Origin of the sequence: Rhodococcus sp. NPDC057014 (assembly GCF_042673295.1) — a bacterium.
Taxonomy (GTDB): domain Bacteria; phylum Actinomycetota; class Actinomycetes; order Mycobacteriales; family Mycobacteriaceae; genus Rhodococcus_F.
In genome coordinates this window covers 1-26858 of record NZ_JBHUSF010000098.1, presented here as the reverse complement: position 1 = coordinate 26858, position 26858 = coordinate 1, and the positions used below count along the sequence as shown (strand labels likewise).

At 69.4% G+C, this 26858-nt stretch carries 26 protein-coding genes; 12 read left to right on the top strand and 14 right to left on the bottom strand.

Translation table 11 applies throughout. The features are described from left to right. Positions 1-35: 35 nt before the first annotated feature. Entirely contained in the window at positions 36-1979 is a 1944-nt protein-coding gene (locus ACFTZB_RS20310) for an acyl-CoA dehydrogenase family protein (protein ID WP_378433739.1), read from the bottom strand. A gap of 87 nt (positions 1980-2066) precedes the next feature. Here ACFTZB_RS20310 and ACFTZB_RS20305 point away from each other — a divergent pair, with 87 nt between their 5' ends. Both ACFTZB_RS20305 and ACFTZB_RS20300 read left to right on the top strand, forming a co-directional pair. Continuing rightward, a complete protein-coding gene (locus tag ACFTZB_RS20305; RefSeq protein ID WP_378433738.1) occupies positions 2067-3344 on the top strand; it encodes a glycoside hydrolase family 1 protein in 1278 nt (425 codons plus the stop codon). 35 nt (positions 3345-3379) lie between these two features. After that, positions 3380-4009, top strand: coding sequence for a LysE family transporter (locus ACFTZB_RS20300; protein WP_095865264.1), 630 nt, complete (start codon positions 3380-3382; stop codon positions 4007-4009). 51 nt (positions 4010-4060) lie between these two features. On the opposite strand, the gene nadC is transcribed toward ACFTZB_RS20300, so the two are convergent. The 3 genes from nadC to nadA are packed head-to-tail and all read right to left on the bottom strand — an operon-like array spanning position 4061 to position 7532. Then, positions 4061-4930, bottom strand: coding sequence for a carboxylating nicotinate-nucleotide diphosphorylase (nadC, locus tag ACFTZB_RS20295; protein WP_378433737.1), 870 nt, complete (start codon positions 4928-4930; stop codon positions 4061-4063). After that, complete coding sequence (locus ACFTZB_RS20290) at positions 4930-6498, bottom strand: L-aspartate oxidase (RefSeq protein ID WP_378433736.1); 1569 nt, start codon at positions 6496-6498, stop codon at positions 4930-4932. Before ACFTZB_RS20290 ends, nadC begins: the two co-directional genes overlap by 1 nt. Beyond that, positions 6495-7532 carry a quinolinate synthase NadA gene (gene nadA / locus ACFTZB_RS20285; protein WP_378433735.1) on the bottom strand — a complete coding sequence of 346 codons (1038 nt, stop codon included), beginning with the start codon at positions 7530-7532 and terminating at the stop codon, positions 6495-6497. Before nadA ends, ACFTZB_RS20290 begins: the two co-directional genes overlap by 4 nt. A 78-nt stretch (positions 7533-7610) precedes the next feature. On the opposite strand from nadA, the gene ACFTZB_RS20280 reads away from it, so the two are divergent. Beyond that, positions 7611-8345: an NUDIX domain-containing protein gene (locus ACFTZB_RS20280; RefSeq protein WP_124390009.1), complete on the top strand. Its 735-nt coding sequence runs from the start codon at positions 7611-7613 to the stop codon at positions 8343-8345. Positions 8346-8354: 9 nt separating this feature from the next. Here ACFTZB_RS20280 and ACFTZB_RS20275 read toward each other — a convergent pair whose 3' ends face one another. From ACFTZB_RS20275 to bioB, 4 genes are all read right to left on the bottom strand, one after another. Further along, positions 8355-8699, bottom strand: coding sequence for an SDR family NAD(P)-dependent oxidoreductase (locus ACFTZB_RS20275; RefSeq protein ID WP_378433734.1), 345 nt, complete (start codon positions 8697-8699; stop codon positions 8355-8357). A gap of 127 nt (positions 8700-8826) precedes the next feature. Further along, positions 8827-9384: a DUF2567 domain-containing protein gene (locus tag ACFTZB_RS20270; protein ID WP_378433733.1), complete on the bottom strand. Its 558-nt coding sequence runs from the start codon at positions 9382-9384 to the stop codon at positions 8827-8829. 10 nt (positions 9385-9394) lie between these two features. Next, the gene (locus tag ACFTZB_RS20265; protein ID WP_378433732.1) at positions 9395-9643 is read right to left on the bottom strand and encodes a hypothetical protein; all 249 of its coding nucleotides are present in this window, start codon (positions 9641-9643) and stop codon (positions 9395-9397) included. Next, entirely contained in the window at positions 9640-10653 is a 1014-nt protein-coding gene (gene bioB / locus ACFTZB_RS20260; protein WP_378433731.1) for a biotin synthase BioB, read from the bottom strand. The genes ACFTZB_RS20265 and bioB overlap by 4 nt, the downstream gene beginning before the upstream one ends. A gap of 155 nt (positions 10654-10808) precedes the next feature. Between bioB and ACFTZB_RS20255 the strand changes: the two genes are divergently transcribed. The 4 genes from ACFTZB_RS20255 to ACFTZB_RS20240 all read left to right on the top strand — a co-directional run bounded on the left by ACFTZB_RS20255 (position 10809) and on the right by ACFTZB_RS20240 (position 14098). Continuing rightward, on the top strand, positions 10809-11438 hold the full coding sequence (locus tag ACFTZB_RS20255; protein WP_378433730.1) for a TetR/AcrR family transcriptional regulator C-terminal domain-containing protein: 630 nt from the start codon (positions 10809-10811) through the stop codon (positions 11436-11438). 68 nt (positions 11439-11506) lie between these two features. Beyond that, the gene (locus ACFTZB_RS20250; RefSeq protein ID WP_378433729.1) at positions 11507-12637 is read left to right on the top strand and encodes a lipase family protein; all 1131 of its coding nucleotides are present in this window, start codon (positions 11507-11509) and stop codon (positions 12635-12637) included. Positions 12638-12692: 55 nt separating this feature from the next. Continuing rightward, a complete protein-coding gene (locus ACFTZB_RS20245) occupies positions 12693-13430 on the top strand; it encodes a FadR/GntR family transcriptional regulator (RefSeq protein WP_378433728.1) in 738 nt (245 codons plus the stop codon). Beyond that, positions 13427-14098, top strand: a complete 672-nt coding sequence (locus tag ACFTZB_RS20240) for a sterol desaturase family protein (RefSeq protein WP_378433727.1) — start codon at positions 13427-13429, stop codon at positions 14096-14098. The genes ACFTZB_RS20245 and ACFTZB_RS20240 overlap by 4 nt, the downstream gene beginning before the upstream one ends. Positions 14099-14141: 43 nt before the next feature. On the opposite strand, the gene ACFTZB_RS20235 is transcribed toward ACFTZB_RS20240, so the two are convergent. Genes ACFTZB_RS20235 through ACFTZB_RS20220 form a run of 4 tightly spaced genes read right to left on the bottom strand, consistent with a single transcriptional unit; the run spans position 14142 to position 17957 of the window. Further along, the gene (locus ACFTZB_RS20235) at positions 14142-14894 is read right to left on the bottom strand and encodes a succinate dehydrogenase/fumarate reductase iron-sulfur subunit (RefSeq protein WP_124389999.1); all 753 of its coding nucleotides are present in this window, start codon (positions 14892-14894) and stop codon (positions 14142-14144) included. Between the two features lies 1 nt (position 14895). Then, on the bottom strand, positions 14896-16830 hold the full coding sequence (locus tag ACFTZB_RS20230) for a fumarate reductase/succinate dehydrogenase flavoprotein subunit (RefSeq protein WP_378433726.1): 1935 nt from the start codon (positions 16828-16830) through the stop codon (positions 14896-14898). Positions 16831-16851: 21 nt separating this feature from the next. Beyond that, positions 16852-17676: a hypothetical protein gene (locus ACFTZB_RS20225; RefSeq protein WP_378433725.1), complete on the bottom strand. Its 825-nt coding sequence runs from the start codon at positions 17674-17676 to the stop codon at positions 16852-16854. After that, on the bottom strand, positions 17673-17957 hold the full coding sequence (locus ACFTZB_RS20220; RefSeq protein WP_012688022.1) for a hypothetical protein: 285 nt from the start codon (positions 17955-17957) through the stop codon (positions 17673-17675). Before ACFTZB_RS20220 ends, ACFTZB_RS20225 begins: the two co-directional genes overlap by 4 nt. 171 nt (positions 17958-18128) lie before the next feature. Here ACFTZB_RS20220 and ACFTZB_RS20215 point away from each other — a divergent pair, with 171 nt between their 5' ends. Next, on the top strand, positions 18129-18515 hold the full coding sequence (locus tag ACFTZB_RS20215; protein ID WP_378433724.1) for a VOC family protein: 387 nt from the start codon (positions 18129-18131) through the stop codon (positions 18513-18515). A gap of 26 nt (positions 18516-18541) precedes the next feature. Beyond that, complete coding sequence (locus ACFTZB_RS20210; RefSeq protein ID WP_378433723.1) at positions 18542-18916, top strand: VOC family protein; 375 nt, start codon at positions 18542-18544, stop codon at positions 18914-18916. A gap of 9 nt (positions 18917-18925) precedes the next feature. Here ACFTZB_RS20210 and bioD read toward each other — a convergent pair whose 3' ends face one another. Together bioD and ACFTZB_RS20200 are read right to left on the bottom strand one after the other, a co-directional pair. Continuing rightward, positions 18926-19621 (bottom strand): dethiobiotin synthase, encoded by a 696-nt coding sequence (gene bioD / locus ACFTZB_RS20205; protein WP_378433722.1) that lies wholly within the window; start codon positions 19619-19621, stop codon positions 18926-18928. Next, entirely contained in the window at positions 19618-20772 is a 1155-nt protein-coding gene (locus ACFTZB_RS20200; protein ID WP_378433721.1) for an 8-amino-7-oxononanoate synthase, read from the bottom strand. The genes bioD and ACFTZB_RS20200 overlap by 4 nt, the downstream gene beginning before the upstream one ends. 65 nt (positions 20773-20837) lie before the next feature. Between ACFTZB_RS20200 and ACFTZB_RS20195 the strand changes: the two genes are divergently transcribed. The 3 genes from ACFTZB_RS20195 to treY are packed head-to-tail and all read left to right on the top strand — an operon-like array spanning position 20838 to position 26829. Beyond that, entirely contained in the window at positions 20838-22130 is a 1293-nt protein-coding gene (locus ACFTZB_RS20195) for an adenosylmethionine--8-amino-7-oxononanoate transaminase (protein ID WP_378433720.1), read from the top strand. A gap of 54 nt (positions 22131-22184) precedes the next feature. After that, positions 22185-24458 carry a glycogen debranching protein GlgX gene (glgX, locus tag ACFTZB_RS20190; RefSeq protein ID WP_378433719.1) on the top strand — a complete coding sequence of 758 codons (2274 nt, stop codon included), beginning with the start codon at positions 22185-22187 and terminating at the stop codon, positions 24456-24458. A gap of 13 nt (positions 24459-24471) precedes the next feature. Beyond that, positions 24472-26829: a malto-oligosyltrehalose synthase gene (gene treY, locus ACFTZB_RS20185; RefSeq protein WP_378433718.1), complete on the top strand. Its 2358-nt coding sequence runs from the start codon at positions 24472-24474 to the stop codon at positions 26827-26829. The last annotated feature ends 29 nt before the right edge of the window (positions 26830-26858 follow it).

Genomic DNA, 26858 nt, shown 5'->3' with positions numbered 1-26858 from the left:
GCGCTGTGCTGCGCGTCGTCCCGGCCGCGGGAGGCCTAGAGGCGGGTCGAGTGCAGGAACCTCCTCGCCAGGTTCTCCTCGGTCGACGCGCCCGGCGTCCACTCGGTGATCCAGGGGCCGGTACCTTCGCTGGGGTCGACCACTCCCCGCTCCAGCCAGGCGTACCGTCCTTCGAGGATCGAGTGCGCGACCTGCTTGTCGGCGTCGTCGGTGTTGTGCCACAGACCGTCGAACAACTTCTCGACCCGCAGCGCCGCCTGTCGGCAGAACACGTCGGCGAGTTCGTAGGCCGCGGCGCCCTCGGCTTCGTTCTCCTCCCGCTGCATCTCCGCCTTGACGCAGGTGGCGGACATCGCGAACAGTTCGGCGCCGATGTCGACGACCCGGCCGAGGAAACCCTGCTGCTTCTCCAGTGCAGCCTGCCACCGGGCCATGCCGTAGAACGTGGAGCGGGCCAGCTTGCGGGAGTGCCGCTCGACGAAACGCAGATGCTTGGCCAGGACGCCGAATTCGCCGAACGACGTCGGCACCTGCCCCTTGCCCGCCACGAGTTGCGGCAGCCACTTCGCGTAGAAGCCGCTCGCCTTCGCCGCCGCCCGGGCCTTCGCACCGGTGTCGGCGTGCGGGTCGGCGAGATCGCCCGCCGCCGTGAGGTGGGCGTCCACCGCCTCGCGCGCGACCAGCAGTCGCATGATCTCGCTCGACCCCTCGAAGATCCGGTTGATGCGCAGATCGCGGTCCAGCTGTTCCACCGGCACCGCCCGTTCACCGCGGGCGGCCAGCGACGCCGCCGTCTCGTATCCGCGACCGCCGCGGACCTGGATCAGCTCGTCGGAGATGACGCAGGCCATCTCGGACGACCACAGCTTGGCGAGCGCCGCCTCGATCCGGATGTCGTTGCGACCCTCGTCGTTCATCTGCGCCGACAGGTCCACCACCGCCTCGAGCGCGTACGTGGTCGCAGCCATGAACGACAACTTGTTGGCGACGGCCGCATGCTCGGCGATGGCTTTGCCCCACTGGACGCGGACACCGGACCATTCGCGGGCGATCTTCAGCGACCACTTGCCTGCGCCCGCGCACATCGCCGGAATCGCAAGCCGGCCGGCGTTGAGGGTGGTGAGTGCGATCTTGAGTCCGTCACCCTCCCGGCCGATCAGGTTCTCCCGCGGAACGCGCACCTTGTACATGCGGGTGACGCCGTTCTCGATCCCGTGCAGTCCCATGAACGCGTTGCGTCGTTCCACGGTGATGCCCGGTGTGTCGGCCTCGACGACGAAGGCGGAGATGCCGCCGCGATGGCCTTCGCTCTTCGGCACCCGCGCCATGACGACGAGCAGTTCCGCGACGACGCCGTTGGTCGTCCACAGCTTCACGCCGTCCAGTTCGTAGGCGGCACCGCCCTCGATGGGGACCGCCGAGGACGCCAGCCGCGCCGGGTCGGACCCGACGTCGGGTTCGGTGAGGAGGAAGGCGGAGATGGCGCCGCGGGCACATCGCGGCAGGAACTCGCGCTTCTGCTCGGGGGTGCCTGCCAGCTTGAGCGGTTCGGGGACGCCGATCGACTGATGGGCCGACAGCAGGGCGCCGAGGCTCGGGTGCACCGACGCGACGAGCATCAGCGCCCGGTTGTATGCGACCTGGGAGAGTCCGAGGCCGCCGTACTCCTCCGAGATCTTCAGGCCGAAGCACCCGAGGTCGGCGAGGCCGCGGACGTAGTCGTCGGGAATGCGGGACTGCGATTCGATGACACTGCCGTCCATCTCCTCGCAATATGCGCGGAGGCGGACGAGGAATTCTTCGGCCTTGGCGGCGTCCTCGGCAGCCGGCCGTGGGAAGGGATGAACCAGATCCAGCCGGAACCGTCCGAGAAACAGTTCTTTCGCGAAGGAGGGTTTGTCCCAGCCGGATTCCCTCGCCTCCTCTGCGACTGCTCGTGCTTCTGCCTCGGTGACCTTCGGAGCTGAGGTGTCGACCATGACGCGCCTCCTACTGGCGGGTAGTCCTACTCGCCAGTATCCCCCAATCGGCGCACGCGGGACAGCGTTTCCGCTACTGTTCGGCCGGTGCGGACTCCCACGCGACTCCTGGGTGCCGGCGCGGTCCTGCTGTGCTTGCTGAGCCCCGCCGCCGCGGTGCGTGCCGCCCCTCTCCCCGACGACTTCCTGTGGGGTGTGGCGACGTCCGGGTTCCAGTCGGAGGGTTCCTCCCCGGACAGCAACTGGCGGCGGTATTCCGACTCCGGCCGCACCCACGACGCGATCGGCACTTCCGTCGACTTCCGGCACCGGTACGCCGAGGACATCACCAGCGCAGCGGACCTGGGTGTCGACGTCTTCCGGTTCGGCGTCGAGTGGGCGCGCCTGCAGCCCGCGCCGGGCGTGTGGGACGAGACGGAGCTGCGGTACTACGACGACGTCGTCCGCGAGATCACCGGCCGCGGCATGACCCCGATGATCACACTCGACCACTGGGTGTACCCCGGGTGGGTCGCCGACCGGGGCGGGTGGGCGAACCCGGAGATCGTCGACGACTGGCTCGCGAACGCGCAGAAGGTGATCGAGCGCTATGCCGGTGTGGGCGCGCTCTGGATCACGGTCAACGAGCCGACCGTGTACGTGCAGAAGGAACTGATGTTCGGCGGCATCGGCCCCGACCGGGCGCCACAGATGCTCGACCGGCTCGTCGAGGTCCACCGCCGCGCGTACGACCTGATCCACGAGAACGACCCGGGCGCCCGGGTGAGCAGCAATCTCGCCTACGTCCCGGCCGCCATGGACGCGCTGGACGCCACGTTCGTCGACCGCGTCCGCGACAAGCTCGACTTCCTCGGCGTCGACTACTACTACGGCCTGTCCTTCGACAACCTCACCGCGGTGAACGCGGTCACCGACGCCTTCTACGACATCAGTCCCCAGCCGGACGGCATCTACCACGCCCTGATGCGGTACACCCGCACGTTCCCGGGACTCCCGCTGTACGTCGTGGAGAACGGCATGCCCACCGATGACGGGACACCCCGACCGGACGGCTACACCCGGTCCGATCATCTCCGCGACCACCTCTACTGGATGGAGCGGGCGCGGGCCGACGGCGCACCGGTGATCGGATACAACTACTGGTCGATCACCGACAACTACGAGTGGGGCACGTTCCGTCCCCGGTTCGGCCTGTTCACCGTCGACGCTCTGACCGACCCCACCCTCACGCGGCGGCCGACCGATGCGGTGGCGACCTACCGGGACGTCGTCGCGAACGGCCTCCCACAAGGCTACGAACCCCGCCGTCGCGCCGGAATCTGTTCCCTCGTCGATCCGCCCCTCAGCTGCGCGAATCCCCCGTAACGGGAACACCGCGGGACGCGACGTACGATCAGCTCGTGTCGTGGCAGATGTGGTGTGCAGTGCTCGGGGCGTCCTGCGTGATCAGCCTGTCGCCGGGTGCGGGCGCGATCGCGTCGATGGCCACCGGAATGCGATTCGGGTTGCGGCGCGGCTACTGGAACATCGCCGGTCTCCAGCTGGGGTTGCTGTTGCAGATCGCGGTGGTCGCCGCGGGGCTCGGGGCACTGCTCGCGAACTCGACCCTCGCGTTCACCGTGATCAAGTGGTTCGGCGTCGCGTACCTGGTGTATCTCGGCGTCCGGCAGTGGCGGGCGAGCGCAACCGATGTGTCCGGCGTCGACGGCGAGGTCGCCGAGACCAGCGGGCCCGCGATGACACTGCGCGGTTTCCTCGTCAACGCCAGCAACCCGAAGGCCGTCGTCTTCATGCTGGCGGTGCTCCCGCAGTTCATCACCCCGTCGGCGCCGCTGCTCCCCCAGTACCTGATCATCGCCGCCACCATGGTCGCGGTCGACGTCGCCGTCATGACCGGCTATACCGGCCTGGCGTCGAAGGTCCTGCGGCTGATGCGCTCACCGCGCCAGCAGCGGGCCACCAACCGGACGTTCTCCGGGTTGTTCTTCGTCGCTGCCACGTTCCTGGCGACGATTCGCCGTGCCGTCTGACCCGTGAGTACTTGTTAACCGCCGGCGGTTAACAAGTACTCACGGGTGGGGTCACATGTCGAGGCCGAGATCCAGCACGGTGACCGAATGGGTGAGCGCACCGACCGCGAGGTAGTCGACTCCGGTCGCGGCGTACTCGGCCGCGACGTCCAGCGTGAGACCGCCCGACGATTCCAGCTTGGTGCCGGGGGCGTTTGCGTCGCGGCGCTGCACGGCGATCTGCGTCTGCCACAGCGGGAAGTTGTCGAGCAGCACCAGTTCCACGTTCTCGGCCAGCACCTCGTCGAGTTGCGCGAGGCTGTCGACCTCCACCTCGCATTCGATGTCCGGTGCCGCGGCGCGCACGGCCCGCAGCGCCGCCACCACCGAACCCGCGGCGGCGACGTGGTTGTCCTTGATCAACGCGGCGTCGCCGAGGCCCATGCGGTGGTTGACGCCGCCACCCACCCGGACGGCGTACTTCTGCAGGCCGCGCAGTCCCGGCAGCGTCTTGCGGCTGTCGCGGATCTTCGCCCCGGCGCCCTCGACCGCATCCACCCACGCGGATGTGGCGGTGGCGATGCCGGACAGGTGGCAGACGAGGTTGAGCATCGTCCGTTCCGCGGTGAGCAGTCCCTGCGTGGGCGCGGACACCGTCAGCACGGCCTGGCCGGGCACGATCCGGGTGCCGTCGGCGACCCTGTCGAGGACCTCGTAGCGGCCCGCCCCGATCACCTCGTCGAGCACCACCAGTCCCACGTCGAGGCCGGCGACGGTGCCGTGCGCACGGGAGACCACGGACGCCTTGGCGACCGCGTCGGCCGGGACCGTGGACGCGGACGTCACGTCGGGTCCGTACCGGAGGTCCTCGTCCAGGGCGAGGCGCACGAGCGTACGGACCTCGTCCGCGTCCAGACCGCCCGGAAGGACGTGGTCGGCCATCACAGCACTCCTGTCAGTTGGGGTTGGAGAAGCTCGAGTTCGCCGTCGCGCAGGCGCACGTGCGTGCTGCGGCGCCACTCGTCGGACGTCTCCGGGTAGTCGCTGCGGGTGTGGCATCCGCGACTTTCGGTGCGCGCGCCCGCGGCGAGCACGAGCGCTGCCGCCGTCAGGGTCAGCGCGGCGTCTTCGAGCGCGGTCTGTCCCTCGGGCACCGTGCGCGGCGCGGCGGCGAGGGCGGCGGTGACCGCCTCGAGACCTGCGCCGTCCCGGACGACGGAGGCGTTGACGGTCATCCACTGCTGCACCAGTTCCCGCGGCGCGGACGGCAGTGCGTGGCGGCCGGGATCGGCCGCCTCGACGCGCAGATCGGCGCGTTCGACGGCTGCGGCGCCGGCCCGTTCGCCGACCACCAGGCCTTCGAGGAGACTGTTGGAGGCCAGCCGGTTCGCGCCGTGCAGCCCGGTGCGGGCCACCTCCCCCGCCGCGTAGAGGCCGGGGACGGCGGTGCGTCCGTCGACGTCGGTCACCACGCCGCCGCACGAGTAGTGGGCGGCAGGGGCGACCGGAATCAACTGTTCGCGCGGGTCGATCCCGGCGTCCAGGCAGGATGCCGTCACGGTCGGGAACCGCTGCGCGAACCCGGGCAGCTGACGGGCGTCGAGGTAGACGTGGTCGTGTCCCAGTTCCCGCAGCCGCGACGCGATGGCCCGCGACACGACGTCGCGGGGTGCCAGGTCGCCGCGCGGATGCACGCCGGCGGTCACCGAATCGCCGTTGGCGTCGACGAGGATCGCGCCCTCGCCGCGGACGGCCTCGCTGATCAGCGGACGCCGGCCGAGACCGCCAGGGGTGAACAGCACGGTCGGGTGGAACTGCACGAACTCGAGATCGGCGACGGCCGCGCCGGCGTCGAGTGCGAGCGCGATGCCGTCGGCGGTGGCGCCGGGCGGGTTGGTACTGCAGGCGTACAACTGCCCGAGTCCGCCGGTCGCCAGGAGAACGGCGGGCGTGTGGATCACGCCGAGGCCGCGCGGGGAGTCGACGAGCACGCCGGTGACGCCGCGCGCATCGGTGAGCACGCGGACCGCGGAACTGTCGAACAGGACCGGAAGCCCGGCCGCGCCCAGCGCGCGCTGCACCTCCGCGCCGGTGGCGTCGCCGCCGGCGTGGATGATCCGCCGGGTGCTGTGCCCGCCCTCGCGGGTGCGGGACACGGTGCCGTCGCGGCCACGGTCGAACACCGCGCCCAGATCGGTCAATGCGGCCACGGCGTCGCGGCCCCCGGCCACGATCGACCGCACGGCGTCCTCGTCACACAGGCCGACGCCGGCCTCGCACGTGTCGGCGACATGCGAGTCCACCGAATCGGTGACGGCGTCACCGACCACGGCGATGCCGCCCTGCGCGTACTGCGTCGCGGTGTCCGTCGCCCCACCCTTGCTGACGGTGAGCACGGTCAGCCCGCGCAGTGAGGCGGTGCGTGCGGCCGTCAGTCCGGCCACACCACCGCCCACCACGACGAGGTCGGCGTGCTCTTCCCAGGAAATCCCCCGGGCCGGGCTGCTCACTCGCCGCCGCCCGGGTTTCCGATCTCGATCATCCGCTGCACCGACTTGCGGGCACGCTCGGCGGTCGCGAGATCGACGTGAACCTCGTCCTTGCCCTCGAGCAGGCAGCGGAGCAGGGCGGCGGGGGTGATCATCTTCATGTACGGGCAGGACGCGCGGTCGTTGACGGCCTGGAAGTCGACCTCCGGCGCGGCCTTGCGCAGCTGGTGCAGCATCCCGACCTCGGTGGCCACCAGAACCTGCGTGGCCCCGGTGGCGCGGGCGGCGTCGAGCATGCCGCCCGTCGACAGGATCTTCACCTTGTCCTCGGGCACGAATCCCTCACCGGCGAGGTAGAGCGCCGAGGTGGCGCAACCGCACTCGGGGTGGACGAACAATTCGGCGCCGGGGTGCGCCTTGGCCTGCGCCGTGAGCTCGTCGCCGTTGATGCCGGCGTGGACGTGGCACTCGCCGGCCCAGATCTGCATGTTCTTGCGACCGGTGACGCGCTTGACGTGGGCGCCGAGGAACTGGTCGGGCAGGAACAGGACCTCGCGGTCGGGGTCGATCGACGCGACCACGTCGACGGCGTTGGACGACGTGCAGCAGATGTCCGTCAGACCCTTCACCTCGGCGGTGGTGTTGACGTACGACACGACGACGGCGTCGGGGTACTCGGCCTTCCACTCACGCAGCTGATCGGCGGTGATCGAGTCGGCCAGCGAGCAGCCCGCGCGCTCGTCCGGGATCAGCACCGTCTTGGCGGGGCTGAGGATCTTCGCGGTCTCGGCCATGAAGTGCACGCCGCAGAACACGATCGTGTCTTCGGGGGCCTCGGCCGCGATGCGCGAGAGTGCCAGGGAGTCTCCGACGTGGTCGGCGACGTCCTGGATGGCGGGCAGCTGGTAATTGTGCGCGAGGAGGGTCGCTCCCCGCTCGCGTGCCAGCCGTTTGATCTCGGCAGCCCACTCTTCGCTCGCCTCGACGCCCGCGTATCCGCCGGGACCGTCCTGAATCTGCGGGTTGGTACCCGCCCACAACGTCGTGGTCGTCATGGCTTGCTCCTTCACCGTGAACTCGGGCGGGCTGGCCCGAATTTCCGAAATCGAGGTTTTCGACTTAGGATCGAAAACATGCCCAATAGTAACACCACGCATGAAGTGCTTACCGCGGTGTTCCAGGTTCGCCACTTCCCCGGCTATATCGACGCAGGTCACAGCGGTGATATGCGTCACGCGGGGGGCACCGGCGAGCTCGCCGTGCTGCTGTGGCAACGGGCCCTCGATCCGCAAGCCGGCGCGTGGTCGCTGCCCGGCGGACTCCTCCGCGAAGACGAGGACCTCACGACGTCCGCGCGACGCCAGCTCGCCGAGAAGGTGGACGTGCAGGAGGTCTCCCACCTCGAGCAGCTGTCGGTGTTCAGCGATCCGCGTCGGGTGCCCGGGCCGCGCACCATCGCGTCGACGTTCCTGGGGCTCGTCCCCCTTCCCGCCGACCCGCAGTTGCCGCCGGACACCGCGTGGCACCCGGTGTCCGCGCTGCCCGAGATGGCGTTCGACCACGGCACCGTCGTCCGGCACGCGCGGACCCGCCTCGCGGCCAAGCTCTCCTACACCAACATCGCGTTCGGTCTGGCGCCCGACGAGTTCTCCATGTCGACGCTGCGCGAGATCTATTGCGCCGCACTCGGGTACCAGGTGGATGCGACCAACCTCCAGCGCGTCCTCGGACGCCGCGGGGTGCTGACCCCCACCGGCAACACGGCACCGTCCGGCCGCACCGGCGGTCGCCCGGCCGCCCTCTACCGCTTCACCGACTCCACCCTGCGGGTGACGGACGAGTTCGCGGCCCTTCGACCGCCGAGCTGAATCCGATCGTCAGGCGGCCGCGGATCCACCTGCCTGCGTGGTGCGCCGCCGCCACGCCGACGCGACCGAGGGCTCCGCGCCGAGCACCGAATCGATGCGGCCGAAGCGGCCGAGAACGCGGTCGAGAAACTGCTCGACCTGGCGGGGGTCGTCCGGATCGGCGGCGACCGCGAGGAGTCGGTGACCGGACATGCCCGGCATGATCCGGGCCAGTTCCGCGACCGTGCGTGCGGTGACCGCAACGCACCAGCCCGAATCGAGCAACTCCTGCGCGGTGCGCCTGCCCTGCTCGCTGCCTGCGGCAGTCACCACCACGACACCACGGGCCGAGCCGGCTTCGTCGGTACGCATCATCTTCGCCTCCTGGGGATCGACATTTCCGACTCCAGGTAAGCGCCGGTACTCGAGACCGCGACGGGAGTGCGCTGTGAGATCGCCGGGAGCGGGCGACTGCTCGGCGACGTGCGAATTCGAGCCTCGGTCACGAAGTAACGGTCGCGTCGCGCTCTTCCGGCTCGTCGAGTTCGACCGGAGCATCACCGACACCGAGATCGTCGTACGGGTTGAGCGCGGCGAGCACCAACGTCACGACGCACGCGACGAGCGGCTGGAAGATCAGCACGAGCGGAGTCCCGATCCCCGGCGCGACCGCCACGACGGCACCGGCCGTCGAGGTGTCGGGGTCGGGGAAACGCAGGGCCGCCACGCCGATTCCGCCGAGTGCCATCACGCAGGCCCCGACGACACTGCCGGCGAGTACGGCGCCCAGCGCCACCGGGCCGCGACTTCTCCGCGCCGTCCATGCGGCGACCGCGGTGAGGATCCCCACCACCAGGCCGGCACAGGCGAACATCCCGATCGCGTCGAACCGGTGCACGCTCTCCCCCGTCAGCGACACCCCGCGGTCGGCGGACACCACCAGCAGATGTTCGGGCGGTGCCAGGAGCCCCCACAGCACCCCGGCGAGTGCGCTCGCCACCACCGTCCCGCAGAAGATTCCGGCGGCAGATCGAAGCCTGAAGCGCGGGAGCGTGGTCACGCGTCCGACGCTACCGCCGTCCGCGGCAGATCGAGTCGAACACACCGTGGCGGGAACATTTCGCCCACCAGCCGTCGGGACTGATCTGCACCACCATCCGGCGGCCGCACGCCTCGCAGAAGCGAGGCGGTTCCAGCCCGAGCTGCGCGGCGGTGGGGACCGTGTCGTCCACACCGGCCACCACGCGGCGGCCGGTGTACGGGTTGTAGCGCTCCTCCAGACCGTGGGCGTCGCCCGCGGTCGTCTCCGTGGTTGTCACAGGGTGTCGTTCAGGGCCTTGATCGGCATCTGCAGATCAACGAGCAGGTCGAGGTCCTGTTCGGCCGGGCGGCCGAGGGTCGTCAGGTAGTTGCCGACGATGACGGCGTTGATGCCGCCGAGGATGCCCTGCTTGGCCCCGAGATCGCCGAGGGTGATCTCGCGGCCGCCCGCGAAGCGGAGGATGGTGCGGGGCAGCGCGAGCCGGAAGGCGGCCACCGACTTGAGTGCCTCGCTCGCCGGCAGCACCTCGAGGTCGCCGAACGGGGTTCCCGGACGCGGGTTGAGGAAGTTCAGCGGGACCTCGTCGGGTTCGAGTTCGGCCAGGTTGGCGGCGAACTCGGCGCGCTGCTCGAGGCTCTCCCCCATGCCGAGGATGCCGCCGCAGCACACCTCCATGCCGGCCTCGCGGACCATGCGGAGGGTGTTCCAGCGTTCGTCCCACGTGTGGGTGGTGACGACGTTCGGGAAATGGGACTTCGACGTCTCCAGGTTGTGGTTGTAGCGGTGCACGCCCATCGCGGCGAGCTGGTCGACCTGCTCCTGGGTGAGCATGCCCAGCGAGCACGCGATCTGGATGTCGACCTCGTTGCGGATCGCTTCGATTCCGGCGGCGACCTGGGCGAGCAGCCGCTCGTCGGGCCCGCGGACGGCGGCGACGATGCAGAATTCGCTGGCGCCGGACTTCGCGGTCTGCTTGGCGGCCTCGACGAGCGAGGGGATGTCGAGCCATGCCGCGCGCACCGGCGACTGGAACAGCCCGGACTGAGAGCAGAAGTGGCAGTCCTCGGGGCAGCCGCCGGTCTTGAGGCTGATGATGCCCTCGACCTCGACCTCGGGACCGCACCACTTCATTCGCACGTCGTGGGCGAGGGCGAGCAGGTCCTCGAGCCGGTCGTCGGGAAGTTGCAGGACTTCGAGCACCTGGCTCTCGTTGAGCGCTTCGCCGCGCTCGAGAACCTGCTCACGCGCGAGGTCGAGGATGTCTGTCTGCACCGGGGCCGAGGTCACACGTATCTCCTGGAAAACGGGCCGATCACGTGCCGTGAGTCGACGAATCCGAAAAATTGAACACCGTACAAGTTGAACGGTGTTCACGTTAGATCCGTGATGGAATACTGTCAAAGCCGGAGCAAGCTTTTTCGACGAGATTGGGAGATCACACCGTGCAATTGCGACGCGGCGACGTACTCGACGGCGCAATGGCCATCCTCGACGAGTTCGGCCTCGCCGACCTCACGATGCGCAGACTCGCGACGGCCCTCGGCGTGCAGCCCGGCGCCCTGTACTGGCACTTTCCCAACAAGCAGACGTTGCTCGGCGCCCTCGCCGACAAGATCCTCGAGGACGTCGACGCCCCGGTCACAGCGCCCGGATGGGACGCGGAGTTCACGGAACTGGCGCATCGGATGCGCACCGCGCTGCTCGCCCACCGTGACGGCGCCGAACTGGTCTCCGCCACATACGCGTCCCGCATGACCAACTCCCGGGTCCGGGAAAGCTTCGCGGCGGTGGGTCTGCGATCCGGGCTGTCCCGCGAACACGCCGAACTGTCGTCCTACTCGCTGCTCTACTACGTCCTCGGCCATACGGTCGACGAGCAGTCGCGGGCGCAGATGGAATCGGCGGGCGCCCTCACCCGCGCCGCACTCTCCCCCGACGCCCCGCAGTCGCAGATCGCGGCGTACGACGAGGATCTCCTCGACGGCGATCCGGCGGTTCGGTTCGACTTCGGGTTGTCGCTGTTCGTGGACGGAATTCGCGCGCGACTGAAAGACTCCGCACACCGCCCCTGAGCGGGCACAATTGAGTGGACGCCGCGCCGGCCACTCGCGGCGCCTCCGACGGCCCAGGGACGGACGCGATGACGTCTTCGCTCGGCCGCCGCACCGGAACGGTTCTCGCGGCGGCACTCGCACTGTCGCTCCTCGGCGCGCCCGCGCCGGCGCCTGCGCAGACCGTGGGGGGCGATCCCGGTGTCGTCGTCGCCGCAACACCGGTGGCGCCGGACGCGCGGCCGCCGGGCGTCGCCGAGGCCACGTACGTCACCTACTGGACGACGGGGCCGATGGACGCACCCGCGCTCAGCACCGGCGCGGTCCTACTACCGCCCGGTGACGCGCCGCCCGGCGGGTGGCCCGTGGTGTCCTGGGCCCACGGAACGGTCGGCATCGCGGACGCGTGCGCGCCGACGGTGACGGGGAGACTCGTCGGACCGTACGTCCGGGCCTGGCTCGACCAGGGGTACGCCATCGTCGCAACGGATTACGTCGGCCTCGGCACACCCGGCGTGCACCCCTACCTCGACGGTCCGACCGAGGCGCACAGCGTGATCGACATGGTGCGCGCGGCGCGGGCCGTCACGCCGTCCCTGTCCGACCGGTGGGTCGCGATCGGTCAATCGCAAGGCGGTCACGCCGCTCTGGTCGCCGCCTCGATGGCCACCACCTACGCACCCGACCTCGACTTCCGCGGCACCGTCGCCACCGGCGCCCCGTCCAATCTGGAGAACCTCGCGCCCCTCGTCGGCCCCGGGTTCCCGCAGATCCCCCTCACCGGGAGCACGGTGTTCGTCGCGTACGCACTCGCGGGACTGCGCGCGTCGCGGCCCGACCTGGACGTCGACAGCTACCTCACCCCGCTCGGCGTCGACGTCCTGAATCGCGTCGAGTCGCTGTGCTACGAGGAGGCGGCCCCGCAACTCGCCGGCATCTCCATCGGGCAGTTGATGTCGCGCCCCCTCGACGATCCGGCGGTCCTGGCGGCGGTGCGCACCACACTCGGAGTCCCCGTCCGGGGCTACGACCGGCCGTTGTTCATCGGCCAGGGATTGTTCGACGACGTCGTCCCCATCGCCCTCACCTGGAAGTTCACCGCCGACCTCACCGCGAACGGGCAGCAGTTCCTCTTCCGGACGTATCCGACGGGCCACCTCACGACCATGCCCGCGTCGCTGCCCGACACGACCGCGTTCGTCCGGAGCGCGTTCAGCTGAGCCCACTGGTAAGACCACTTGACCTCTTACCTGTCGCGGTTCTAGTGTCGGGGCCATGATGTTCGAGCCGATCGCGCGGAAATCCGCCTCCACCGAAGTCTTCGACCAGATCACCGCGCGCGTACTCGGCGGCGACCTCGCCGCCGGCGAGGCCCTGCCCAGCGAGCGGCGCCTGGCCGAGGCGTTCGGGGTGTCCCGGCCCGCGGTCCGGGAAGCGATCCAGAAACTCGCCCAGGCCGGGCTCGTCGAGGTCCGGCAGGGCGACGCCACCTCGGTCCGCGACTTTCGGCAGCACGGCGGGCCCGAACTGCTGTCCCAGCTGCTGATCCGCGGCGGCGCCCCCGACTGGGCGGTGGTCCGCAGCGTGCTCGAGGCCCGGCGGATGATCGGCGTGCAGGTCGCCCGGCTCGCCGCGGGCCGGGCGACCGAGAAGTCGGCCGCAGCTCTCCGCAAAGCCGTGGATCACCTTGCCTCCGAGAGCGATCCGGTCGCGCAGCAGGTCGGCGCACTGGCCTTCTGGGAGCACGTCGTCGACACCGCCGATTCCATCGCGTTCCGGCTCATCTTCAACAGCCTCCGCAACGCGTACGAACCGACCATGACGGCGATGGCCGCCGTGATGGTCGCGGAGGTCGGCCGCGCCGACCTGTACCACCGGCTTGCGGAAGCCATCTCCGCACACGACGAGGACCTCGCGGCGCACACCGCGACCACCCTGCTCGACCTCGGGACGGCGGCCGTGACTGCCGTGATCGACACACTGCAACAACACGATTCGGAGAAGGACACATGACCACGACACCTCCCGCAGATCGCCGCCACCGCAGGTCGATCACCCTCCGCGACGCCGCGGACCAGTTCCGCCGCCACCCGTCACCGTGGATGATCGGCGGCATGCTGGCCGCCGCCGCGGTCGCCCGCCTCGCCGTCGGCGACTGGCAGGTCACCGACGCCGTCGTGCCGCTGGTGATGCTGGCCGTGTTCCCGTTCGCCGAATGGGTCATCCACGTCTGCATCCTGCACTGGAAGCCACGGAAGGTGCTGGGCCTGACCGTCGATTCACTCCTCGCCCGCAAGCATCGCGAACACCACGTCGATCCCCGCGACGTGCCGCTCGTCTTCATTCCGTGGCAAACCCTGACGTGGCTGATCCCGGTTCTCGTGGCACTCGCGCTGTTCGCGTTCCCGCGCACCGGACTGGGACTGACGTTCCTCGTGGTGCTGAGCGTCCTGGGCGTCCTCTACGAATGGACGCACTACCTCATCCACAGCGACTACAAGCCGAACTCCCGCCTGTACCGCGCGATCTGGCGCAACCACCGCCATCACCACTACAAGAACGAGCACTACTGGTTCACCGTCACCACCTCGGGAACGGCCGACCGGGTCCTGGGCACCGACCCGGACCCCGAATCGGTCGAGAAGTCTCCCACCGCCCGCAACCTCCACACGATGCGCTGACGCACCCGTGAGTACTTATCAACCGCCCGCGGTTAACAAGTACTCACGGGCGGCGACGCCGCAGTTTGTTGCCCAACCAGACAATCGGGTCGTACCGCCGGTCGACCACCCGTTCCTTCATCGGAATGATGGCGTTGTCGGTGATCTTGATTCCTTCGGGGCACACCTCGGTGCAGCATTTGGTGATGTTGCACAGACCGAGACCGAAGTCTTCCTGCGCCGCGTCACGACGGTCCGCCGTGTCCAGGGGATGCATCTCCAGTTCGGCGACGCGGATGAAGAAGCGGGGACCGGAGAACGCCGGCTTGTTGTCGTCGTGATCACGGATGACGTGACACGTGTTCTGGCAGAGGAAGCATTCGATGCACTTGCGGAATTCCTGCGACCGTTCGACATCGATCTGCTGCATCCGGTACTCGCCCGGCCCGAGCCCCGGCGGCGGGGTGAACGACGGGATCTCCCTGGCCTTCTCGTAATTGAACGACACATCGGTGACGAGGTCCCGGATGACGGGGAACGCCCGCAGCGGTGTCACCGTCACCACCTCGTCCTCCGTGAACGTCGACATCCGGGTCATGCACATCAGCCGCGGCTGACCGTTGATCTCCGCGGAACACGACCCGCACTTGCCCGCCTTGCAGTTCCATCGCACCGCCAGGTCCGGGGTCTGCGTCGCCTGCAGCCGGTGGATGATGTCGAGCACCACCTCACCCTCGTTGACGGGGATGGAGTAGTCCTCGAGGGCGCCGCCGTCGGCGTCGCCGCGCCATACCCGGAACTGCGCGTCGTATCCCATCTCAGGCCTTCCTTCCCGGATGTTCCGCGAGTTCGGCGTCGGTGTAATACTTGGCCAGTTCGTCGATGTCGAACAGCTCCAGCAGTTCCGGTCGCATCGGAAGCTGCGGCTCGCGGGTGACCGTGACGTCCGGGACCACGGAATCGGGGTGCGCCGACATGTCGCCGACGACGCTGCACACCAGCAGGGTGTTACGCCACTCCGCCTCCATGTTCGGGTGGTCGTCGCGGGTGTGCCCGCCGCGACTTTCCGTGCGCAGCAGGGCCGCCTGCGCGACGCATTCGCTGACCAGCACCATGTTCCGCAGATCGACCGCGAGGTGCCAGCCGGGGTTGAACTGGCGGTGCCCCTCCACCTCGACGCCCCCGATCCGGCCCTTGATCTCGGTGAGTTTCTCCAGGGCGCGCGCGATCTCGTCTTCCTTCCGGATGATGCCGACGAGGTCGTTCATGGTCTGTTGCAGCTCGGTGTGGAGCGTGTACGGATTCTCGGTGGTACCGCCCTCCCCGACCGCGGGATCGAACGGCGACAACAACATCCGGGCCGCCGCGTCCACCGCGTCGGCGGAGACGACCGGCCGCTCCTGCAGCGACTTCACGTATTCCGCGGCCCCGAGTCCCGCGCGACGGCCGAACACGAGGAGGTCGGACAGGGAGTTGCCGCCGAGCCGGTTGGAGCCGTGCATCCCGCCCGAGCACTCGCCCGCGGCGAACAGACCGGCGACGCTGGACGATCCGCTGTCGGGGTCGACCTCGATGCCTCCCATCACGTAGTGGCAGGTGGGTCCGACCTCCATCTGCTCCTTCGTGATGTCGACGTCCGCGAGTTCCTTGAACTGGTGGTACATCGACGGCAGGCGCCGGACGATCTCGTCGGCGGGCATCCGGGAGGCGATGTCGAGGTACACGCCGCCGTGCGGGGTCTGCCGTCCCGCCTTGACCTCGGAATTGATGGCGCGGGCCACCTCGTCGCGGGGCAGCAGGTCCGGTGTGCGGCGGTTGTTGTCGGAATCCTCGTACCAGCCGTCGGCCTCTTCCTCGGTCTCCGCGTACTGCCCTTTGAAGACGGGCGGGATGTACGAGAACATGAACCGCTCACCCTCGGAGTTCTTCAGCACCCCGCCGTCGCCGCGGACACCCTCGGTCACGAGGATCCCCTTGACGCTGGGCGGCCACACCATGCCGGTGGGGTGGAACTGCACGAATTCCATGTTGATGAGGTTGGCGCCGGCGCGCAGGGCGAGGGCGTGCCCGTCGCCGGTGTACTCCCACGAGTTCGACGTCACCTTGAACGACTTGCCGATTCCGCCCGTGGCCATCACCACGGCGGGCGCCTCGAACAGCACGAAACGTCCACTCTCGCGCCAGTATCCGAAGGCGCCCGAGATCCGGTCGCCGTCCTTGGTGAGTTCGGAGACGGTGCACTCGGCGAAGATCTTGATGCGGGCCTCGTAGTCGCCGGTGGCGGCGAAGTCTTCCTGCTGCAGCGACACGATCTTCTGCTGCATGGTGCGGATCAGTTCGAGCCCGGTGCGGTCACCGACGTGCGCGAGCCGCGGATAGGTGTGACCGCCGAAGTTGCGCTGGCTGATCCGGCCGTCGGGGGTCCGGTCGAACAGGGCCCCGTACGTTTCGAGTTCCCACACCCGGTCGGGGGCCTCCCGGGCGTGCAGCTCGGCCATCCGCCAGTTGTTGAGGAATTTGCCGCCGCGCATCGTGTCCTGGAAATGGGTCTGCCACGTGTCCTTCTCGTTGGCGTTTCCCATCGCGGCGGCGCAACCGCCCTCCGCCATGACGGTGTGTGCCTTGCCGAACAGCGACTTGCAGACCACGGCCACGGACAGGCCCTGTTCCCGGGCCTCGATGACGGCGCGCAGTCCGGCACCCCCGGCACCGATGACCACGACGTCGTACTGGTGCCGTTCGACTTCCGTCATTCCACTCCCTCTTCGGTGAAGTCAGTTGATCAGGCGCAGGTCGGAGATGGTGCCGCTGGCCACGAGCATCACGTAGAAGTCCGTGACGATCAGTGTGGCGAGGGTGGTCCAGGCGAGCTGCATGTGCCGCGTGTTCAGTTTGCTAACCCCGGTCCAGAGCCGGTAGCGGATCGGGTGCCGGGAGAAGTGGGTCAGCCGGCCGCCCGTGACGTGCCTGCAGGAATGGCACGAGACGGTGTACGCCCAGAGCAGGATCACGTTGCCGACCATGATGAGCGTGCCGAGCCCGATTCCGAATCCGCCGTCGGCGCCGTGGAACGCGCGGATCGCGTCGTACGTGTTGATCAGCGACACGACGAGTGCGACGTAGAAGAAGTAGCGGTGCGCGTTCTGGACGATCAGCGGCAGCCGCGTCTCCCCCGTGTACTTGCCGTGCGGTTCCGCGACCGCGCACGCGGGCGGCGAGAACCACACCGACCGGTAGTAGGCCTTGCGGTAGTAGTAGCACGTGAGCCGGAAGCCGAGCAGGAACGGCAGCACCAGGAACCCCAGCGGGATGATCATCGGCAACTCGCCGATGGGTGTCCCGAAGTCACTCGAACCGGGCACGCACGAATCGCTCAGGCACGGCGAGTAGAACGGGGTCAGGTAGTGGTACTCCTCGACGAAGTACGCGGTGCGAACCCACGACCGGACCGAGGCGTACACCACGAAGACCGACAGGCCCAGCACCGTCAGCAGCGGCGCCAGCCACCACCGGTCGGTGCGGAGCGTGCGTTCCGCGATCCGGGCACGCGTCGGCGCCCCCACACCGGCACTTTCGGAATTCTTCGGCGGCGCGCTCATCCGCGCTCGTAGTGGAGCCCGCCCAGCCCCTCGTCATCGATACCGAGCCACATCGACGCGTCGTACGGGGTGTCCGACACCTTGATTCGCTCCACCGGTTCGCGGTGGACGACGTTCGGTGGCGAGGCGTCGAGATCTCGCGCGTCGATCTCGAGGCGCTCCAGATCATTGCTCAGTCGCCGCACGGATGCGGCGTCGCCGTACATCGTTCGCAACGAACCGACAGCGCGCCGAAGGCGGTCGATCGTGCGATTCAATTCGAGCATTTCGGAGGTCGACATGTGACCCCTCCCAACCCAGCCGGATGTAGCCGTGACCTGAATCACACTACCGATATTCCGGGGAACCGGGGCAGCTTTCGGCCCCCGGAAAACCGGGGGCGATGAATTTCGCCGGGCGGCCGAGTCGATACCTGTAGGACCACCGAAACCGAACCCCACCGGGAGGAAATCATGGCCGACGCCACGATCGGAAGCATCCTGCTCGCCAGCACACACCCGGAACGATTGCGTGACTGGTACACGGCCGCGTTCTCGCCGAAGGTCGACCGCACGCCCGGCGAACCGGGCTACGACGTCCTCGATTTCGACGGTTTCTCCATCATGCTCGACCGGCGCGACGACGTCGGCGACACGAATCCCGAACCCGGGCGTGTCCTCCTCAATTTCGAGGTCGCCGACGCCCGCGCCGCGGCCGGCCGCCTCGACGACCTCGGGGCCACGTGGTTGTCCCCGCTCGAGGATCGTGACGGCAGCTGGTTCGGCACCGCCGTCGACCCCGACGGCAACTACGTTCAGATAATCCAGCTCAGCGCGCAGGCGCGAGCCGAGATGTCCTGACCCACCGGCAGGAAAGAGACAGAGCCATGTTGAACAACGCGAGAGCATTCAGCGGATTCGCCGTCGACGACATCGCCGCGGCCAAATCCTTCTACAGCGACATCCTGGGGCTCGAGGTCACCGAGGAGGAGATGGGCCTGCTGGGCCTGCACCTCCCCAAGGGTCCCGTGGTGCTGATCTACCCGAAACCCGATCACACGCCTGCGACGTTCACGATCCTGAACTTCGCGGTCGGCGACGTCGAGAAGGCCGTCGACGCGCTCACCGAACGTGGGATCCGGTTCGTGCGATACGACGGTTTCGAGCAGGACGACAAGGGAATCATGCGCGGCAACGGGCCGGACATCGCGTGGTTCACCGACCCGGCAGGCAACGTGCTGTCGGTGCTCGCGGAATCCTGACCGACCGGGTCAGCCGGCCGTGACCGTCGCCTTCAGCCACGTGCCGTCGAACCACGTGGACGCGGCCGCGGCGAACGACGCCGGGTCGAGGCGGCCGCTGCCCGCCGGGATCGAGCCGGCCAGGTCGACACCCGTCACGGCGGGCAGGTCGTCCAGATTGCACCGCTCGGCGAGCCCGGGCTCGTCCGGCCACGACCCGATCACCGTGCCTGCGCAGGCGACGCCGGCCGCCGCCAGTGCCCGGGTCGTGAGTTCGGTGTGGTTGAGCGTGCCGAGTCCGGCCGCCGCGACCACGACAGCCGGTGCGCCGAGAGCGAGCGCGAGATCGACGAGCGTGAAGCCCTCGGCGCCCATCCGCACCAGCAACCCGCCCGCACCTTCGACGAGGACCAGATCGTGCCGGTCGGCGAGCGCGCGGACCGCCTCGACGACGTCGTCGCACCGCAGCATCGGCAAACCGCTGCGCCGTGCGGCGGTGTCGGGGGCCAGCGGTTCGGGGTAGCGGGCGAGTTCCACCACCGCGGTGACGCCGCACAGCCGGGTCACCTCCGCAAGATCGCCCGGTTCTCCCGGCGCGACCCCGGTCTGCGCGGGCTTGCACACCGCGACGGACAGCCCCGCCTCGCGCGCGGCCGCCGCGAGCGCCGCCGTCACCACCGTCTTGCCGACGTCCGTCGACGTTCCGGTGACCATCAGGATGCTCATGCCGACGCCCCAGTCAGGACGTCGGTGAGCACGGACTCGATCCGCGCCAGTTCGTCCGGATCGAGCGTCGCGCGGGCGGTGAGCCGCAGCCGCGACGTGCCCTCGGGCACCGACGGCGGCCGGAAGCAGCCGACGTGCAGCCCCTGCTCGCGGCAGGCGGCCGCGGCGTCGAAGGCGCGTTGCGGGTCCCCGAGGATCACCGAGACCACGGCGGACTCGGGTGCCGCGGCACCGGTGAACCGCGCGAGATCCCGGGCGCGGTCCAGGACGGAGTCGGCGCGGTGCGGTTCACGCCGCAGAACTGCGAGGGCGGCCCGGGCCGCACCGACGGCGGCCGGGGCCAGTCCGGTGTCGAAGATGAACGTGCGCGCGGCGTCGACGAGATGTGCGCGCACCTTCTCCGACGCCAGCACCACACCGCCCTGGCTGGCTAACGACTTCGACAGCGTGGCCGTGACGACGATGTCGGGTTCGCCCGCGAGCCCCACCTCGTGCACGAGTCCGCGGCCCCCTGCGCCGCGGACTCCGACACCGTGGGCCTCGTCCACCACGAGAAACGCGCCGTACTCGCGGCACACCCGGTGCAGCTCGACGAGGGGCGCGAGATCACCGTCCGCGCTGAACACCGAATCGGTGACGACCAGCGCCCGCTCCTCCGGCCGGGTGGCCAGTGCGCTGCGGACGAAGTCGAGATCGGCGTGCGGTGCGACGGCGACCCTGGCCCGGGACAGCCGGCACGCGTCGACCAGCGACGCGTGGCTGCCCGCGTCGGAGACGATCAGCGATCCGGCGCCGGACAGCGCGGTGACGGCGCCGAGATTGGCGGTGTATCCGGAGGAGAACACCAGCCCGGCGTCGGCGCCGACGAACTCGGCCAGTTCCGTTTCGAGCAGTTCGTGCTCGGTGGTCGAACCGGTGACCAGTCGCGAGCCGGTGGCCCCGGCGCCCCACCGCCGCAGCGCGGTCATCGCGCCGTGCAGCACCTCGGGGTGCCGTACGAGCCCGAGGTAGTCGTTGGACGCCAGATCGATGAGCGCGTTGCCCGGCGTGCGTGGACGCAGCTCGCGGCGCAGTCCCGCAGCGCGCCGCCGCTCCTCGACGTCGTCGAGCCAGGTGGTGAAGGTGTGGTCGGTACTCACACCCGGCACCATACTCGACTTGAACGGTGTTCAACCCGGGTGGACCCGCTTTTCCTCGGATGGCTAGGGTCGAGACCGTGATCACCCCGAGCCTGTCCGCCGACGACATCACCTCCCTCGACGCCTCCCTGCTCTGGCATCCGTACGGCGCCTTTCCCGCCACGACCACCCCGCTCGTGGTGGCCGAGGCGAGCGGCACTCGTCTCACACTCGCCGACGGACGCGAACTCGTCGACGGCATGAGTTCGTGGTGGGCGGCGGTCCACGGCTACCGGCATCCCGTCCTCGACGCGGCGGCGACCGCGCAGCTCGGCCGGATGAGCCACGTGATGTTCGGCGGGCTGACCCACGAACCGGCGGCTCGGCTCGCCCAGTTGCTCGTGGAGATCACCCCGGACGGACTCGACAAGGTGTTCCTCGCCGATTCCGGTTCGGTGTCCGTCGAGGTCGCCGTCAAGATGTGCCTGCAGTACTGGCGCAGCCGCGGCAGGCCGGAGCGGCATCGGCTGCTGACCTGGCGCGGCGGCTATCACGGCGACACGTTCGCGCCGATGAGCGTGTGCGACCCGGACGGCGGCATGCATTCCCTGTGGACGGACGTCCTGGCACGGCAGGTGTTCGCGGGACCCCCGCCGCGTGAGTTCGACCCGCGGTACGTCGCGGAGTTCGAGCGCCTGGTGGCCGCGCACACCGGTGAACTGGCGGCCGTCATCGTGGAGCCGGTGGTGCAGGGCGCCGGAGGCATGCGCTTCCACGACCCCCGGTACCTGTCGGAGCTGCGCCGCATCTGCGACGAGCACGGGCTCCTGCTGGTGTTCGACGAGATCGCCACGGGCTTCGGCCGCACCGGCGAACTGTTCGCCGCGGATCACACCGGGACCCGCCCCGACATCATGTGCGTCGGCAAGGCCCTCACCGGCGGATACCTGACCCTCGCCGCGACGCTCTGCTCCTCCGACGTCGCCGAGACGATCAGCGCCGGCGACGCGGGCGGGCTGATGCACGGCCCGACGTTCATGGCGAACCCACTGGCCTGCGCCGTCGCGGTGGCGTCGATCGAACTCCTGCGCTCGCGCGACTGGCGGGGGGAGGTCGAGGACGTGCGCCGCGGGCTCGAATCGGGTCTCGCGCCTGCCCGGGATCTGCCCGGCGTCCGGGACGTCCGGGTGCTCGGCGCGATCGGAGTGATCGAACTCTCCGAGCCCGTCGACATGCGGGCCGCGACCGACGCCGCGGTGGCGGCCGGCGCCTGGTTGCGACCCTTCCGCAACCTGATCTACGCGATGCCGCCGTACGTGTGCACCAGCGAGGACGTGCGCAAGATCACAACCGGAATGCTTGCTGCCGCACGGACCTCCACCCAGGGCTGACGGTGTGCTCTCGTCGGGCTGAGAGCCACGCGAACGCGGGCTAGTGTTCTCGATATGGAAGCGAGCGAGTCGACCGGCACCACGCCCATTCCCGTGTGGCCCGGCAGCGCCTACCCCCTGGGCGCCACCTACGACGGGGCCGGGACGAACTTCTCCTTGTTTTCCGAGGTCGCCGAGGCGGTCGATCTGTGCCTCATCGCGAAGGACGGCACGGAGACCCGGGTGCGCCTCGACGAGGTCGACGGCTACGTGTGGCACGCATACCTGCCGACCGTCGTGCCCGGGCAGCGGTACGGGTACCGGATCCACGGACCGTGGGATCCTTCGGCCGGGCACCGCTGCGACCCCAGCAAGCTCCTCCTCGACCCCTACGGCAAGGCGTTCGACGGCGAATTCGACGGCGACCGGTCCCTGTTCTCCTACGACATCGACGCGTCATCGGAGGACGCCGCCGAGGATGCCGGGGACGAGGAATCCGAGGATGCCGCCCTGATCGTCGACACCGACGACGACCTCGAGGCGGAGGACGCCGAGGACGCACTCGCGGCGGAAGCCGAGGACGACTCGGCGCCGGGACTGCCCGGACACGATTCGCTCGGCCACACGATGACGACGGTCGTGATCAACCCGTTCTTCGACTGGGCCGCCGACCGAGCACCCAAGCACCCGTACCACGACACGGTGATCTACGAGGCCCACGTCAAGGGCATGACGGCGACGCATCCCGGTGTGCCGGAAGAACTTCGCGGCACGTATGCGGGTCTCGCGCATCCGGTGATCATCGACCACCTCGTCGACCTCGGCGTCACCGCCATCGAACTGATGCCCGTGCACCAGTTCATGCACGATCAGACCCTGCTCGACAAGGGGCTGCGGAACTACTGGGGCTACAACACGTTCGGCTTCCTGGCCCCGCACACCGGGTATTCGTCGGCGGAGAAGCCGGGCGCCGCGGTGTCGGAGTTCAAGGCGATGGTCCGCTCGTTCCACGAGGCGGGCATCGAGGTGATCCTCGACGTCGTCTACAACCACACCGCCGAGGGCAACCATCTCGGTCCGACCATCTCGTTCCGCGGCATCGACAACGCCGCCTACTACCGGCTCGTCGACGGCGACGCCGAGCACTACATGGACTACACGGGCACCGGGAACAGCCTCAACGCCCGGCACCCGCACACGCTGCAGCTGATCATGGACTCGCTGCGGTACTGGGTCACCGAGATGCACGTCGACGGTTTCCGCTTCGACCTCGCATCGACACTCGCCCGCGAACTGCACGACGTCGACCGGCTCTCCGCGTTCTTCGACCTCGTGCAGCAGGATCCGATCGTCAGCCAGGTCAAGCTCATCGCCGAACCGTGGGACATCGGCGAGGGCGGTTACCAGGTGGGCAACTTCCCCGGCCTGTGGACGGAGTGGAACGGCAAGTACCGGGACACCGTCCGCGACTACTGGCGGGGCGAACCGGCGACGCTCGGCGAATTCGCGTCCCGGCTCACCGGCTCCTCCGACCTCTACGAGGCGACCGGCCGCCGCCCCGGCGCGAGCATCAATTTCGTCATCGCCCACGACGGGTTCACCCTGCACGATCTGGTGTCGTACAACGAGAAGCACAACGAGGCCAACGGCGAGGACAACAACGACGGCGAGAGCCACAACCGGTCCTGGAACTGCGGCGTCGAGGGACCCACGGACGATCCGGAGATCCTCGGTCTGCGCGGGCGGCAGAGCCGCAACATCCTGGCCACCCTCCTGCTCAGCCAGGGGACACCGATGCTCGCGCACGGCGACGAGATGGGCCGCACCCAGCAGGGCAACAACAATGTGTACTGCCAGGACTCGGAACTGTCGTGGATGGACTGGTCGCTGGCCGACTCCAACGCCGACCTCGTCGAGTTCACCAAACGGGTCATCGCACTGCGGATGAAGAACCCCGTGTTCCGCCGTCGCCGGTTCTTCGAGGGCACCCCCATCCGCAGCGGCGACCAGACCCGCGACATCGCCTGGCTCACCCCGTCCGGCGAGGAGATGACCCCCGAGGACTGGGACAGCGGTTTCGGGAAGTCCCTCGCGGTGTTCCTCAACGGCGAGGGCATCCCCGAACCCAACCACCGCGGCGAGCGGGTGGTCGGCGACTCGTTCCTACTGTGTTTCAACGCGCACGACGAGGAGATCGAGTTCTCCACGCCGAACTCCGATTACGCCGACGAGTGGGCGGTCGTGCTCGACACCGCCGTGCCGACGGGGGCGAAGGACGCGGTGATCAAGGCCGGGAATTCGCTGCAGGTCGAGGCCCGGTCGCTGGTCGTGCTGCGCCGGACCGCCTGAGCCGGGGACGACGATGGCGATCACGGCGACCTACCGGCTGCAACTGCGCGGAGACTGCTTCACCCTGACGGACGCCGCCGCCGTCGCCGACTATCTGGACGACCTCGGGATCTCCCACGTCTACCTGTCGCCGATCCTGACGGCCACCACCGGTTCGACCCACGGTTACGACGTCACCGACGTGACCCGCGTGTCCCCCGCGCTCGGTGGCCGGGAGGCCCTGACCGCGCTGGCGCGCGCGTTGCGCGGCCGCGGCATGGGCATCGTCGTCGACCTGGTCCCCAACCATGTGGGGGTCGCGAATCCGCGGGAGAACGCCTGGTGGTGGGACGTTCTCACGCACGGTCGCGGCTCCGGGTACGCCGACTTCTTCGACATCGACTGGAGCGAAGACAACGGCGCGGGCGGACGGCTCGCGCTGCCCGTCCTCGGGTCGGACGCCGACCTCGAGTCGCTGGCCGTCGACCGCTCGGGACCGGAGCCGCTGCTCGCGTTCTACGAGCACCGCTTCCCCATCGCCCCCGGCACGGACGCGACCGAGCCGGCGTCGGTGCACGACGCGCAGTCGTACCGCCTGGTCCCGTGGAACTCCGGGCTCATCGGGTACCGCCGGTTCTTCGCGGTCAGCAAACTGGCCGGGATCCGTCAGGAAGACCCCCGCGTGTTCGAGGAATCGCATCGCGAACTGCGGAGCTGGGTGGCGGACGGGCTGATCGACGGCGTGCGCATCGACCACCCGGACGGGTTGTCCGATCCGGCCGAATACCTCGACCGGCTGCGCGGTGTGATCGGCGCGGACCGCTGGCTCGTGATCGAGAAGATCCTCGGCCATACCGAACCCCTCGACGACCACCTGCCGATCGAGGGCACCACCGGCTACGACGCGCTCGCCGAGCTCGGCGGCGTGTTCGTCGACCCGTCGGGCGCCCCCGCGCTCACCGCCCTGTCGGCGTCGCGCACGGGCGACCGGGGCGACGCGGCCTGGATCCACGGGCACGAAACCGCGATCAAACGCGACGTCGCGGGCACCGGCCTCGCCCCGGAGGTCCGGCGCCTCGTCCACGCGATCCGCGCGGCGACCCGCACCGACTGCAGCGACGCCGACCTGCGCGACGCAGTCGTGGACGTCGTTGCGGCGATGCCCGTGTACCGGTCCGACTACAGTCCGCTCGCCGGGCTCGCGACCCGTGTGATCGGTGACGCCGCGCGGCGCGAACCGGGGCGGTCCGCGGCGCTGTCCGCCCTCGCCGCCGCCCTGATCGCCGGCGGGGAGGCGGCCACCCGCTTCCAGCAGGTGTGCGGCGCGGTGATGGCGAAATCCGTCGAGGACTGCCTGTTCTACCGCACGGCCAGGCTGGTGTCGCTGCAGGAGGTGGGCGGCAACCCCGCGAACGTCGGGATCTCCCCCGCCGAATTCCACCTCGCCGCCGCCGAGCGCGCCGACCGGTGGCCACGGGCGATGACGACGCTCTCGACGCACGACACCAAACGCGGCGAGGACGTCCGTGCCCGGATCGGCATCCTGTCGCAGGTGCCGGACCTGTGGGCGGAATGCGTCGACCAGTGGGAGCGCATCGCCCCCAGCCCCGATCCCGCCACCGGACTGTTTTTGTGGCAGAACCTGTTCGGTGTGTGGCCGGTCGACGGCCGCGCCGCGGGCGACGTGCCCGACTTCCGCGACCGCGTCCACGCATACGCGGAGAAGGCCGTCCGGGAAGCCGGGACCCGGACGTCGTGGAACGACGTGAACGAGGACTTCGAGCGCGACCTCCACCGCTGGCTCGACACGGTGATCGACGGCACCGTCGGTAGGGCACTCGGGTCGCTGTGCACGCAACTGGCACCGCACGCCTGGTCGGACTCGCTCGGCCAGAAGCTCCTCCAGCTGTGCGGACCGGGGATCCCGGACGTGTACCAGGGCACCGAACTGTGGGAGGACTCGCTCGTCGACCCCGACAATCGCCGCCCCGTCGACTACGACGTGCGGCGGACCGTGCTCGCGGGACTCGACACTCCTCCGCTCGACGCCACCGGCGCGGCGAAGATGCACGTCGTGCGCACGGCACTGCGCCTGCGCCGGGACCGTCCGGACAGTTTCGTCGGCGGAACCTACACGCCGGTCTTGGCATCGGGGATCGCTGCCGGGCACCTGATCGGATTCGCCCGCGGACCCCGGGGGTCGGCGCCGGACGTCGTGGCCCTGGCCACCCGGCACAGCGTCGGGTTGCACCAGGACGGCTGGGGCGACACCGCGGTGACCCTGCCGGACGGCAGGTGGACCGACCTGCTCACCTCCGCGACGCACCCCGGCGGCCGCGTCGACACGTCCACCCTGTTCGCCCGGTACCCCGTGGCGCTGCTGGCCCCGTGAGTACTTCTCAACCGCCCGCGGTTGAGAAG